This window comes from Mesorhizobium sp. BR1-1-3, from assembly GCF_020165455.1.
Classification (GTDB): Bacteria; Pseudomonadota; Alphaproteobacteria; order Rhizobiales; family Rhizobiaceae; genus Mesorhizobium; species Mesorhizobium ciceri.
The window spans coordinates 121,223-134,237 of the sequence record NZ_JAIUIC010000017.1; the positions used below are offsets into that span (position 1 = coordinate 121,223).

Consider the following 13,015-nt stretch of genomic DNA (forward strand, 5'->3'; position numbering starts at 1 on the left):
GGTTCAGCGAAATCGTTTGAAACGCTGAATTCCGGGGCCCCATGGCAATTCTGGCAGCCGTCTACCACCTGACCCATTACAAATACGACCGGCCGGTGGTTCTCGGGCCCCAGATCATCCGGCTGCAGCCGGCGCCGCATTCCCGTACCAAGGTGCTGAGCCATTCGCTCAAGGTCGAGCCGGCGAACCACTTCGTCAATCTGCAGCAGGATCCTTACGGCAATTTCCTCGCCCGCTTTGTCTTTCCGGAGCCGGTGACGGAGTTGAAGATCGAGGTTGACCTCGTCGCCGACATGACGGTCTACAATCCGTTCGATTTCTTCGTCGAGCCGTCGGCCGAGGCGTTTCCGTTCGAGTATCCGGAAGAAATACGCGACGATCTCGCCATCTATCGCACTCCGGAGCCGGCGGGACCGCTGCTGTCGGCGCTGCTGAAGACCATCGATCGCAGCGCTGCCAACACCGTCAATTTCCTGGTCGATCTCAACGCGCGGCTGCAGCGCGAGATCGCCTATATCGTGCGCATGGAAACCGGTGTGTTCTCGCCGGAAGAGACCTTGGCCGCGAAAAAGGGATCGTGCCGGGATTCGAGCTGGCTGCTGGTGCAGATCCTGCGCAATCTCGGCATCGCGGCGCGCTTCGTTTCCGGCTATCTGGTCCAGTTGAAGCCCGATCTGGTGGCGCTGGACGGTCCAGCCGGAACCGCCGTCGACTTCACCGATCTGCATGCGTGGTGCGAGGTCTATCTTCCCGGCGCCGGCTGGATCGGCTTCGATCCGACCTCGGGCCTGCTCACCGGCGAGAGCCATGTGCCGCTGGCCGCCACGCCGCATTTCCGCAACGCGGCCCCGATTTCCGGCATGGCGAGCTTCGCCAATGTCGAATTCGGCTTCGAGATGCGGGTCGACCGCATCGCCGAACATCCGCGCATCACCAAGCCATTTTCGGACGAAAGCTGGCAGGCGCTCGACGCTCTGGGCAACAAGGTCGATAAAGCACTTGCCGCCGGCGACGTGCGGCTGACGATGGGCGGCGAGCCGACTTTCGTGTCGATCGACGATTTCGAGTCGGCCGAATGGAACACCGCCGCCGTCGGTCCCACCAAGCGCGAAAAGGCCGACGAACTGATCCGTAAACTGCGCGAGCGCTTTGCGCCGGGCGGCTTTCTCCATTACGGCCAAGGCAAATGGTACCCGGGCGAAAGCCTGCCGCGCTGGACCTTTTCGCTCTACTGGCGTGCCGACGGCCAGCCGGTGTGGAGCGATCCGTCGCTGATCGCACGCGAAAAGAGCGAGGCCGATATCGGCCCGAAGCAGGCCGAAAGCCTGCTCACCGCGATTGCCGGCGAGCTCGGCATCGACAAAGCCATGGTCAGCGAAGCCTATGAGGATCCGGCCGAATGGCTGCTCAAGGAAGGCAAGCTGCCCGACAATGTCGATCCGTCCAACTCCAGGCTGGAGGATCCGGAAGAACGCAGCCGCATGGCGAAAGTGTTCGAGCGCGGGCTGACCAAACCGTCCGGCTATGTGCTCCCCGTCCAGCGCTGGAACAGCCAGGCATCGGATCCGCGCTGGCGTTCGGAAAAATGGAAGACGCGGCGTGGCCGGCTGTTCCTGGTGCCAGGCGATTCACCGGTCGGCTACCGGCTGCCGCTCGGCACGTTGCCCTATGTGCCGCCGGAGCAATTCCCTTATATCGTGCCGGTCGATCCGTCACTGCCACGCGGCCCGCTGCCCGCGCGTGAAGCCATACTGGCCGGACCGGCTCCAGCCGAACTGGAAGGCGCCGACGAGATGGCGCGCCGCCAGCAGGCGGCATCGTTCACCGCTGCGACCGGCCAGCAGGAGCGGGTCGAGCAGGAGATCACCGAGATCGGCGGCGCGGTGCGCACCGCACTTTCGGTCGAACCGCGCGATGGCCGGCTTTGCGTGTTCATGCCGCCGGTCGAGGCGCTGGAAGACTATCTCGAACTGGTCGCGGCGGCCGAGAACGCGGCGAAGGCGATAGGCCTTCCCGTGCACATCGAAGGCTATGGCCCGCCGCACGATCCGCGCCTCAACGTCATCCGCGTCGCGCCTGACCCAGGCGTCATTGAGGTCAACATCCATCCTGCTTCCAACTGGCAGGATTGCGTGGCGACGACGACGGCGATCTACGAGGAGGCGCGGCAGACACGGCTTGGCGCAGACAAGTTCATGATCGATGGCCGCCACACCGGCACCGGCGGCGGCAACCATGTCGTGGTCGGCGGTGCGACACCCAATGACAGCCCGTTCCTGCGAAGGCCGGACCTGCTGAAGAGCCTGGTGCTGCAATGGCAGCGCCATCCGTCGCTGTCCTACCTGTTCTCCGGCCTGTTCATCGGGCCGACCAGCCAGGCGCCACGCTTCGACGAGGCACGTCACGACTCGCTCTACGAGCTTGAGATCGCTATGGCGCAGGTGCCGCATCCAGACCAGGGCAACGCACCCTTGCCATGGCTGGTCGACCGGCTGTTCCGCAATTTGTTGACCGACGTCACCGGGAATACGCATCGTTCGGAAATCTGCATCGACAAGCTGTTCTCGCCCGACGGACCGACCGGCCGGCTGGGGCTGGTCGAATTCCGCGGCTTCGAGATGCCGCCCAATGCGCGCATGAGCCTCGCGCAGCAACTTTTGGTCCGCGCTATCATTGCCCGTGCCTGGAAGAGCCCGCTCGACGGCCGTTTCGTGCGTTGGGGCACATCGCTGCATGACCGCTTCATGCTGCCGCATCATGTCTGGGCCGATTTTCTCGACGTGCTCGACGACCTCAAGCTCAACGGTTTTGAGTTCCGTCCCGAATGGTTCGATGCCCAGCTCGAATTCCGCTTTCCGTTCTGCGGCGAGGTTCAGCATGCCGGCATCAAGCTGGAACTGCGCCAGGCGCTGGAGCCGTGGCATGTCATGGGCGAGCAAGGCGCGATCGGCGGCACCGTGCGCTTCGTCGATTCCTCGGTCGAACGGCTGCAGGTCAAGACCGAAGGGCTGAACCCGGAGCGCCACGCAGTCGTCTGCAACGGCCGCATCGTGCCGATGAAGGTCACTGACAATCGCGAAGTGGCGGTGGCAGGCGTGCGCTTCAAGGCCTGGCAGCCGGCATCGGGCCTGCACCCGGCGCTGCCGGTCAACACGCCGCTGGTCTTCGACATCTATGATCGCTGGTCGGGCCGAGCGGTCGGCGGCTGCGTCTACCATGTCGCCCATCCCGGCGGGCGCAATTACGATACCTTTCCGGTCAATGGCAACGAGGCGGAAGCCCGGCGGCTCGCCCGCTTCGAACCGCGTGGTCATACGCCATCCGCCTATGTGATCCGTGAAGAACAACCGGCGGAAGATTTCCCGATGACCCTTGACCTTCGGCGGCCGGCAAGACTCTGATCAGCGATGGCAAAGGGGAATCACAAGAGGGGACGCGGCAAGCCGCAGACCCACAGCCTGCTGGAGCACTACCAGCCCATCGACGGCGTCGTCGACGAGATGGTCGATGCATCGGGCAATCCTCGCCCGGCCTGGAAGCATTTTGTCGAGGCGCTCGAGGAACTCGGTGCTGAAAAGCTCGGCCAGCGCTTTGCCCGCGCCGACCAGTATCTGCGCGATGCCGGCGTTTATTACCGCGTCTATGACAAGGCCGGCGCCAATGAACGCGAATGGCCGCTGGCGCATGTCCCGGTTCTCATCGAAGAGAGCGAGTGGGCGGCGATCAGCGCCGGCCTCGTGCAGCGCGCCGAACTGTTCGAGGAAACCATCGCCGATATATACGGGCCGAACCGGCTGGTCGAAAAAGGCATCCTGCCGGCGGGATTGATCGCCGCCAGCCCCGAATATTTACGGCCTGTCGTCGGCACCAAGCCGGCCGGCGGCCACTTCCTGCATTTCTGCGCCTTCGAGCTCGGCCGTGGACCTGACGGCCAGTGGTGGGTGCTTGGTGATCGCACGCAGGCGCCGTCCGGCGCCGGTTTCGCACTGGAAAACCGCGTCGCCACCACACGCGCGCTGTCCGACATCTATGGCGAGATGCATGTGCACCGCCTTGCCGGCTTTTTCCGCCGTTTTCGCGACGCGCTGATCGGCATGGCCAAGGAGACCAACGGCCGCGTCGCCATCCTCACGCCGGGGCCGCTCAACGAAACCTATTACGAACACGCCTACATCGCCCGCTACCTTGGCATCATGCTGCTCGAAGGCGAGGATTTGACCGTTTCAGGCGGCCGGCTCATGGTACGCACGGTTTCCGGCCTGATGCCGATCAGCGTGTTGTGGCGGCGGCTCGATGCCGCCTTCGCCGATCCGCTCGAACTGCGCCCGGATTCGCAGATCGGCACGCCGGGCCTGGTCGAGGCGATCCGCCAGGGCGCGGTTGCTACCGTCAATGCGCTTGGCTCCGGCCTGATGGAGACGCGTGCGCTGCTCGCCTTCCTGCCCAAGATTTCACGGGCCTTGCGGGGCGAGGAATTGCTGCTGCCAAGCGTCGCGACATGGTGGTGCGGGCAAGCAACCGAACGCGCGCATGTGCTGGCCAACATCGATCGCATGGTGATCGGGCCGGCGCTGTCGACGAGACTTGCCTTCGAGGATGACGATTCAACGAAGCTCGGCTCGGCGCTGTCGGCCGGAGAGCGGGCGGAGCTGGTGGCGCGCATCGAACGCGATGGCGGCGATTTTGTCGGCCAGGAAGCGGTGACGCTTTCGACGACGCCCGTCTATGTCGGCGGGTGGCTGGAGCCGCGGCCAGCGAGCCTGCGCGTCTACCTGGCGCGAACGCCGGAGGGCTGGACGGTGATGCCGGGCGGTTTTGCCCGCATCGGCCTGTCGCTCGACCCGACGGCGATCGCCATGCAGCGTGGCGGCCAGGCGGCGGATGTCTGGGTTGTCAGCGACAAACCGGTGGAGCGCGAGACGCTGCTGCCGCAGGAAGGCGACAGTTTCAGCCGCACCAGGCCCGGCAGCCTGCCCAGTCGCGCGGCGGAGAACCTGACCTGGCTCGGCCGCTATATCGAGCGCTCGGAAGACACGGTGCGCATCCTGCGCGCCTACCATGTGCGGCTCGCCGAAACGTCCGACCCGGACATGCCGCTGCTCGCCGACATCAGGGATTATCTCGAACCTTTCGGCATCGACGTCGAGACGGCGATCCCGTCAGGGCTGATCGGCACGCTGGATAGCGCGGTCTACAGCGCCGGGCAGATTCGCGACCGCTTCTCGCCCGACGGCTGGCTGGCGCTGAAGGACCTGTCGAAAACCATCCATCAGTTCGCAACGACGGTCGCGCCCGGCGACGACGCGACCCGGGCGATGACAGTCATCCTGCGTAAGCTCGCTGGCTTTTCCGGCCTGCTGCACGAGAACATGTACCGCTTCGCCGGCTGGCGCTTCCTCGAGATCGGCCGCCGGCTGGAGCGCGGCATCCAGATCTCCCGCACGCTGTCGCGGCTGACCAGCGCCAAGGCGCCGGACGGCGCGCTCGACATGATGCTGGAGATCGGCGACAGCGTGATGACCCATCGCCGCCAATATCCGGTGCAGGCCGGCCGGCGCACGGTGATCGACCTGCTGGCGCTCGATCCGCTTAACCCGCGCTCCATCCTGTTCCAGCTCGAAAGGCTGAAGGCCGAAATCGGCCTGTTGCCGTCGCTCGGCGGGGAGGGGCAAATGTCGCCGGCGGCGAAGGAAATCCTGCAGCTCAACACCCAGATCGCCATCAAGGAGCCTTCGGATATGACGGCAAAGGCGCTGGACGAGCTCGCCCACGAAATCGGCGGCCTCTACAACAGCCTCGCCAAAGCCTATTTCGGATAAATCATGCTCTACGATATCAGGCTTCATCTCCACTATGATTACGCTTCCGCTGCCGGCGGCGGTCGTCATCAGGTGCGCGTGCTGCCGTCGACGATATCAGGCGTGCAGCGCGTCATCGCCGCATCACTGTCCTTTGCGCCGGCGCCCAACGAGCGTTCCGACTTTTCCGATTTCTTCGGCAACAACGTCACCTCGATCGCCTTTCGCGATGCGCATGATGCGCTCGACATCAGGATGAGCGCCCGCGTGTCGGTGTCTCGGCCCGAGCCCGGGCTCGACGTGTCGCCCGATATCGCCCGGCTCAGGCAGGAGCTCGCCGCGGTGCGGTCTCTGGCACCTGATGCACCGCACCATTTCCTGACGGCCAGCACCCATGCCGGCATCGACGATGCGATCACTGCCTACGCACGCAGCAGCATCGCCGGTTCCGCCGCCAGCACGGCCATGAACCTGTGCCATCGCATTCATCGTGATTTCACCTATGACGGCGAGGCGACGACGGTGCGGACCCGGGCCAGCGATGCCTTCAGGCTGAAGCGCGGTGTCTGCCAGGACTTTTCGCATATCATGATCGCCGGCCTGCGCGGGCTCGGCATTCCCGCTGGCTATGTCAGCGGCTTCCTGCGCACCATCCCGCCGAAGGGCAAGCCCCGGCTGGAAGGCGCCGATGCCATGCATGCCTGGGTCAAGGTCTGGTGCGGGCGCGACGCAGGCTGGCAGGAATTCGATCCGACCAACGGCATGCGGGCCAGCAACGACCATATCACCGTCGGCTACGGCCGCGACTATTCGGACGTAGCGCCGATCGTCGGCGTGCTCAAGACCACGGGGGGACAGGTCGGCGAGCAGGCTGTCGATGTCATTCCGGTTGTGCTCGAGAAAGCCTGAAGGCAGGCTCGACACCGTTTTCGGACGGCGCGTGGAACCAGCGGTCGGCCAGTGGCTTATCTACGGAATTCGCGTGGAGCCGACATGTTGCAGAAATCCGGAATGTCGCCCGGCCGACCGGCTGGCGAGGACGCTTTATCGCCAGATGGTGTGTTCAAAAACGGGGCACAAAGCTCGGCCGATCATGCGTCGCTTAGTTATGTCAGCGATGCCGAGCCTGGTATCCGGCGGCTGAAGACAGGCAAGGGGTTTTCCTACAAGGGACCGGACGGACGGACGGTTTCGGACGCCACCAAAGCCCGCATCGAGGCGATCGTCATTCCGCCGGCCTGGACGGATGTGTGGATTTCGCCCGACGCGGACGGCCATATCCAGGCAACCGGCAGGGACCAGCGGGGACGCAAGCAATATCGTTATCATCCGCAATGGGCCGAAGAACGCGATGGTGCCAAATATTCGAGCCTTGTCGCTTTCGCCGAGAGCCTGCCGGACCTGCGGCACAGGGTCGATAGCGATCTGCGCCGTCGTGGCTTGCCGTTCGAGCGGGTCGTCGCCGCGGTTGTCTGGCTGCTCGACAACACGATGATCCGCGTCGGCAATGCCGCCTACGCCCGCGACAACAAGAGCTTCGGGCTGACCACGTTGCGCGACCGGCATGTCGATATTGTCGGTTCAAGCCTGCGCTTTGCCTTCAAGGGCAAGTCGGGCAAGGAGTGGAAGCTGAAGCTGGCCGACCGCCGCATCGCCAGGATTGTGCGTGGCGCGCAGGACCTGCCAGGCCAGAAGCTGTTCCAGTATCTCGATGAGGACGGCGACAGGCGGCCGGTCCGCTCCGAGGACGTCAACCGCTATATCCGTGAGGCGGTCGGTGACGCCTTCAGTTCGAAGCATTTCCGCACCTGGGGCGGCACCATTCACGCCGCGTCACTGTTTGCGCAAACGGAACTGCCGCAAAGCCAGGCGCAGCGAAACAGGGCGATGAACAGCGTCATCGACAAGGTTGCCGAACGGCTGGGCAATACGCGTGCCGTCTGCCGCAAATGCTATATCCATCCGCGGGTCTTCGAAGCGTGGTCCGAGGGACGGTTGCTGGATGAAATGGCGCAGGCCAACAAGCGCAAACGGGCGATTGCCGGTCTCGATGACGAGGAAGCTCTCGTGCTGCGATGGCTGAAACTGGGAGAAAGCTGACCGACGCGGCCGACGGTGGCCAAATCCGTCACATCTGGATTTTTTTATCGACGTCATGTCGGGATCGGTCTTACTGTTTCGTCCTTTGACAGAGAAAAGGACCAGCCATGCTCTACGCAATCCTCTGCTATGCCTCCGAAGATGTCGTCTGCTCCTGGAGCAAGGCACAGGACGACGAGGTCATGGCCAATCTCCTCGACGTTCAGGACAAGTACGCCAAGGCTGGTCGGCTCGGCCCGGTGGCACGGCTTCTGCCGACCACGGCCGCGACGACGTTGAGGAAGGTCAAAGGCGAATCGGTCGTCATCGACGGGCCGTTCGCCGAGACCAAGGAACAGTTTCTCGGCTTCTACACGCTCGAATGCGCCGATCTCGACGAGGCGGTGGAGTTCGCCCGCGAGCTTTCCGAGGTCAACCCGAGCGGCGGCTCCTATGAAATCCGGCCGGTTTCGGTCTTCAACCCAACAACGGTTTCCGCATGACCGAAATGGCCTGGATCAGCTCCGCGATCAGCGCCGCCCGCCCGCAGGCGATGGGCGCGCTGCTGCGTTATTTCCGCGATCTCGATACGGCGGAGGAAGCTTTCCAGGACGCGTGCCTCAGGGCGTTGAAGAACTGGCCGCAGAACGGGCCGCCGCGCGACCCGGCGGCCTGGCTGATCTTCGTCGGCCGCAACAGCGGCATCGATGCGGTGCGCAAGCGCGCCAAGCAGGCGCCGATGCCGGAGGAAGACCAGGTTTCCGATCTGGAAGACGCCGAGAGCGATATCGCCGAGCGGCTGGACGGGGCGCACTACCGCGACGACATATTGCGGCTGCTGTTCATCTGCTGCCATCCTGATCTTCCGGCAACGCAGCAGATCGCGGTGGCGCTGCGCATCGTCTCCGGTCTCACCGTCAAGCAGATCGCGCGCGCCTTCCTGGTTGGCGAAAGCGCCATGGAGCAGCGCATCACTCGCGCCAAGGCGCGCATTGCGGACGCCGGCGTGCCGTTCGAGACGCCTGGCGCGGTCGAGCGCTCGGAACGGCTCGCCGCCGTCGCCGCCATGGTCTACCTGGTCTTCAACGAGGGCTATTCGACCAACAGCGGCGAGGCGCCGGCCCGCGCGCCGCTGTGCGAGGAGGCGATCCGGCTGGCACGGCTGTTGCTGCGGCTGTTCCAGACCGAGCCGGAGATCATGGGGCTGACGGCGCTGTTGCTTCTGCAGCATGCGCGCGCACCGGCCCGTTTCGACGAGAGCGGCGAGATCGTGCTGCTCGAAGACCAGGATCGCAGCCTGTGGAGCCGCAAGATGATCGATGAGGGGCTGGCACTGGTCGACAAGGCGCTGCGCCATCGCAAGCCCGGCCCTTACCAGGTGCAGGCGGCGATTGCCGCGCTGCATGCGCGGGCCGAAAAGGCCGAGGATACGGACTGGAACGAGATCGACCTGCTCTACCGCTTGCTGGAGCAGATGCAGCCGTCGCCGGTGGTCACGCTCAACCGGGCCGTCGCGGTCTCGAAGGTGCGTGGACCGGGGGAGGCGCTCGCCATGATCGAGCCGCTGGAAGAACGGCTTTCCGGCTATTTCCACTTTTTCGGGCTCAAGGGGGGCCTCTTGATGCAGCTCGACCGGGGCGACGAGGCGCGCGTCGCCTTCGACCGCGCCATAGCGCTTGCGAACACGGCGGCAGAGGCTGCCCATATCCGCATGCATATCGACCGGTTGATCAAGGACGGTGCGGTGCGCCCGCCGGCGAAAAAGGCAAACTGAGCGTCACCTCCCCATCTGGCTCAATCGTGTAGTTTGGGCTTGGACCATGCCGGGGTGGCGATTTTCCCCTGAAACGAGTAATGCCCACGCCATGACTGCGCCTGAAGTGCCTTTCGGCACACGGGCGGCACGGCGAAGGCTTAACCCAGCGCCATATGATGGCGACGGGATCTGAAAGGGACAAGAATGACGATAGGCAAGGAAACGACCGAACTGCTGGCGAAACTGGGCGTGGCCAAGGAGGCGCTCGTCGGCGGCGACCTGATCGTGCGCAGCCCGGTGACGGGCGAGCAGATCGCGGCGCTGAAGACGATCTCACCGGCTGACGCGGCCAAGGTGATCGATGCCGCGCACAAGGCCTTCCAGGCCTGGCGCATGGTGCCGGGCCCGCGGCGTGGCGAACTGGTGCGGCTGCTCGGCGAGGAACTGCGCGCGCACAAGGCCGAGCTTGGCCGGCTGGTTTCGATCGAGGTCGGCAAGATCCCGTCCGAGGGGCTCGGCGAAGTGCAGGAGATGATCGACATCTGCGATTTCGCCGTAGGCCTCTCCCGGCAATTGTACGGCCTGACCATCGCCACCGAGCGCCCGGGCCATCGGATGATGGAAACCTGGCATCCGCTCGGCGTCGTCGGCGTCATTTCCGCCTTCAATTTCCCGGTCGCGGTGTGGTCGTGGAATGCCGCCCTGGCGCTGGTCTGCGGCGACGCGGTGGTGTGGAAGCCGTCGGAAAAGACGCCGCTGACCGCACTTGCCTGCGAGGCCATCTTCAAGCGTGCGGTCAAGCGCTTCGGCGCGGACGCACCTGATGGCCTGGCGCCGGTGCTGATCGGCGACCGCGCCGTCGGCGAGATCCTGGTCGATCACCCCAAAGTGCCGTTGGTTTCGGCGACCGGCTCGACCCGCATGGGCCGCGACGTCGGCCCGCGGCTGGCCAAGCGCTTTGCCCGCGCAGTGCTCGAACTCGGCGGCAACAATGCCGGCATCGTCTGCCCGAGCGCCGATCTCGACATGGCGCTGCGCGCGATTGCCTTTGGAGCGATGGGCACGGCCGGCCAGCGCTGCACGACGCTGCGGCGCCTGTTCGTGCATGACAGCGTCTACGACGCCCTGGTTCCGCGCCTCAAGAAGGCCTACGAGAGTGTGTCTGTCGGCAATCCGCTGGAGACCTCCTCGCTGGTCGGGCCGCTGATCGACAAGGCGGCATACGAGGCCATGCAGAAGGCGCTGAAGGAAGCCGCCGCCCATGGCGGCAAGGTGACCGGCGGCACGCGGGTCGAGAACGGTCATCCGGATGCCTATTACGTGCACCCGGCGCTGGTCGAGATGCCCAAGCAGGTGGCCCCTGTCACGGAAGAGACCTTCGCGCCGATCCTCTATGTGATGAAATATTCGGATTTCGACGCCGTGCTCGACGAGCACAATGCCGTGGGCGCAGGCCTGTCGTCGTCGATCTTCACCCGCGACCTGCAGGAATCCGAGCGTTTCCTGGGTGTCGACGGATCGGATTGCGGCATTGCCAATGTCAACATCGGTACCTCGGGCGCTGAGATCGGCGGTGCCTTTGGCGGCGAAAAGGAAACCGGCGGCGGCCGCGAGAGCGGCTCCGACGCATGGAAGGCCTATATGCGGCGCGCCACCAACACGGTGAACTATTCCAAGGCGCTGCCGCTCGCCCAGGGCGTGTCGTTCGACATCGACTGAGAACTTCGGGATTTTGATCGCCCGCATTGAAAGGCATCCCCGTTACGGGGATGCCGCACCGATCAGCTTCCAGCCGGCGGAAAACAGGCATTGAAAGCGGTGTCGACGATGGCCAGTTTGGCCGCCTGGACTGTCATGTATTCCTGGTAGAATGTATTCGACACCCACATCACCGAATTGCCGCGCTGGCCGAGCCAGCCGATGCTGCCGAGATTCTCGGCAGCGCGCAGCTTGCGGGCCAGATGGGTCCGCGAGAGCTTGAGCCATTTGGCGAAATCTCCGATCGAAACCACGCTGGTCGGAATCTGGTCCAGGCCGGCGTGATCGGGGTCGATGCCCGACATCAGCCAGTCCATGACGATGCCGCCATTGTTGAGCCAGATGAACAGCGAAAAGGTCTGGTTGGGTTCGCGCACCGGCTTGGAGGCAAGCAGGCCGTCCGCCACCAGAGGCTGCAGCCCGGCAACCATCTCGGGGTGTTCGAGGAACCTGGCCAAGCGGTCAGCGCCGTCGAGGCGATCCAGCGTCCGCAGATGGGCAAGGACCCAGCCGGTAAAGGTCTGCACGGTTGCCGCCGTCGGCTGCAAAGGGTGCGTACGGCCGTCGCCACCCGACACATACTCGGCGATGTGGTAGTGCAGCATCTCCTTGATGAAAGCGTCCGCCGTGTTGCGGCTGGCGACCGCATGCTGGTGCACGAACTCGATGAACCGCGATACCGTCAGTTCCTTGCGGCGGTCGTGCGGATCGCGCCTGAAATGCATGGCGAGGCCGACATGACCCATCAGCCAACGCTGCTGCGTGGCGAAAATGGAAGCTAGGCGAGGGCTCTCCTCATAGATTCGGATCAGCGCCAGGGACTGTTCCTGAACGTAGCGATGCAACGCCGGATGGCCGGCAATATCTTCCAATTTCAGCGCCATCCTCCTGGTGTTCCGGTTCAACTCCAAAAGCCGAGTTGCGCTCCACATTTTCCAGCCTTCCACGGCTGTGTCCAGAGGCACCAAATGCGAAGAGCAAGCCCAACCCGAACACGGGTCGGGCAACGACCGGTCCATGGTGGGATCGGCTAGCCGATTGCCATGCCCTGGGAAGCGCGCCGGTGATCTGCGGCTTGACGGGGATGGTGGAGAGTGAGTTACCGTGCCAAGCGCAATCGCGACAAGATCAGCCAGGTAATCCAGCTGCGCGAACCGCGCCGCGCGTCAGTCGTCTGCAGGGGCATTTCCAACTGGTGGCGGCATCTCTCGCCACCATACGCGATGAAACCGGCCGGCTTTCGCCGGCCGGTTGGTTCGATCAGGATCAGCCGCAAACGCGGACCTCTTCGATCACCCTGTGGTGGTGGCGCCAGTGCTTGACCAGTTCGATATGGCAGCGATGATGCCGGTGGTGGCGGCGATATTCGCCGTACCGGTATTCGCCATCGTCATACTGAACGTTCCGGTCGCCATCATACTGATTGTCGGAATAGTGATCGCGGTGATGACGGCGAATAACGATCCCACTGTCGGAATCGTCGTCCGGCAAATATCGATCGTCGTCGGACTGGATGGTCACGCTTGCCGCTCGCGTCGGCGCAGTGATCGCCGCTGTCGCGGCCAATGCCAACAGGGAAGCCAGAATCAACTTCTTCATCTCGTCCTCCTACACGTTCAAGACA

Annotated in this window: 9 protein-coding genes; 7 read left to right on the forward strand and 2 right to left on the reverse strand. The window is 64.3% G+C overall.

Features of this window, described 5'->3' with window-relative positions; genetic code table 11:
• Window positions 1-41: 41 nt before the first annotated feature.
• The 7 genes from LB559_RS29485 to LB559_RS29515 all read left to right on the forward strand — a co-directional run bounded on the left by LB559_RS29485 (window position 42) and on the right by LB559_RS29515 (window position 11,352).
• A complete protein-coding gene (locus tag LB559_RS29485) occupies window positions 42-3,401 on the forward strand; it encodes a DUF2126 domain-containing protein (RefSeq protein WP_224675616.1) in 3,360 nt (1,119 codons plus the stop codon).
• Window positions 3,402-3,407: 6 nt separating this feature from the next.
• Entirely contained in the window at window positions 3,408-5,819 is a 2,412-nt protein-coding gene (locus LB559_RS29490) for a circularly permuted type 2 ATP-grasp protein (protein WP_224675617.1), read from the forward strand.
• A 3-nt stretch (window positions 5,820-5,822) separates the two neighbouring features.
• Window positions 5,823-6,707 (forward strand): transglutaminase N-terminal domain-containing protein, encoded by an 885-nt coding sequence (locus tag LB559_RS29495; protein ID WP_013529827.1) that lies wholly within the window; start codon window positions 5,823-5,825, stop codon window positions 6,705-6,707.
• Window positions 6,708-6,791: 84 nt separating this feature from the next.
• Complete coding sequence (locus LB559_RS29500; RefSeq protein WP_224675618.1) at window positions 6,792-7,898, forward strand: DNA topoisomerase IB; 1,107 nt, start codon at window positions 6,792-6,794, stop codon at window positions 7,896-7,898.
• Window positions 7,899-8,005: 107 nt separating this feature from the next.
• Window positions 8,006-8,380: a YciI family protein gene (locus LB559_RS29505; RefSeq protein WP_013529829.1), complete on the forward strand. Its 375-nt coding sequence runs from the start codon at window positions 8,006-8,008 to the stop codon at window positions 8,378-8,380.
• Window positions 8,377-9,651, forward strand: a complete 1,275-nt coding sequence (locus tag LB559_RS29510; protein WP_013529830.1) for an RNA polymerase sigma factor — start codon at window positions 8,377-8,379, stop codon at window positions 9,649-9,651. The genes LB559_RS29505 and LB559_RS29510 overlap by 4 nt, the downstream gene beginning before the upstream one ends.
• A gap of 186 nt (window positions 9,652-9,837) precedes the next feature.
• Window positions 9,838-11,352: an aldehyde dehydrogenase family protein gene (locus tag LB559_RS29515; RefSeq protein WP_027161453.1), complete on the forward strand. Its 1,515-nt coding sequence runs from the start codon at window positions 9,838-9,840 to the stop codon at window positions 11,350-11,352.
• A gap of 62 nt (window positions 11,353-11,414) precedes the next feature.
• Here LB559_RS29515 and LB559_RS29520 read toward each other — a convergent pair whose 3' ends face one another.
• Together LB559_RS29520 and LB559_RS29525 are read right to left on the reverse strand one after the other, a co-directional pair.
• Window positions 11,415-12,275 carry a hypothetical protein gene (locus LB559_RS29520; protein ID WP_224675619.1) on the reverse strand — a complete coding sequence of 287 codons (861 nt, stop codon included), beginning with the start codon at window positions 12,273-12,275 and terminating at the stop codon, window positions 11,415-11,417.
• A 382-nt stretch (window positions 12,276-12,657) separates the two neighbouring features.
• Window positions 12,658-12,990 (reverse strand): hypothetical protein, encoded by a 333-nt coding sequence (locus tag LB559_RS29525; protein WP_224675620.1) that lies wholly within the window; start codon window positions 12,988-12,990, stop codon window positions 12,658-12,660.
• Between the last annotated feature and the right edge of the window lie 25 nt (window positions 12,991-13,015).

Excerpts from the sequence above, each read along its gene's own strand:
- LB559_RS29525 (WP_224675620.1), bottom strand. The coding sequence starts at position 12,990 with ATGAAGAAGTTGATTCTGGCTTCCCTGTTGGCATTGGCCGCGACAGCG.
- LB559_RS29485 (WP_224675616.1), top strand. The coding sequence starts at position 42 with ATGGCAATTCTGGCAGCCGTCTACCACCTGACCCATTACAAATACGAC.
- LB559_RS29495 (WP_013529827.1), top strand. The coding sequence starts at position 5,823 with ATGCTCTACGATATCAGGCTTCATCTCCACTATGATTACGCTTCCGCT.
- LB559_RS29520 (WP_224675619.1), bottom strand. The coding sequence starts at position 12,275 with ATGGCGCTGAAATTGGAAGATATTGCCGGCCATCCGGCGTTGCATCGC.
- LB559_RS29505 (WP_013529829.1), top strand. The coding sequence starts at position 8,006 with ATGCTCTACGCAATCCTCTGCTATGCCTCCGAAGATGTCGTCTGCTCC.
- LB559_RS29515 (WP_027161453.1), top strand. The coding sequence starts at position 9,838 with ATGACGATAGGCAAGGAAACGACCGAACTGCTGGCGAAACTGGGCGTG.
- LB559_RS29490 (WP_224675617.1), top strand. The coding sequence starts at position 3,408 with ATGGCAAAGGGGAATCACAAGAGGGGACGCGGCAAGCCGCAGACCCAC.
- LB559_RS29510 (WP_013529830.1), top strand. The coding sequence starts at position 8,377 with ATGACCGAAATGGCCTGGATCAGCTCCGCGATCAGCGCCGCCCGCCCG.
- LB559_RS29500 (WP_224675618.1), top strand. The coding sequence starts at position 6,792 with ATGTTGCAGAAATCCGGAATGTCGCCCGGCCGACCGGCTGGCGAGGAC.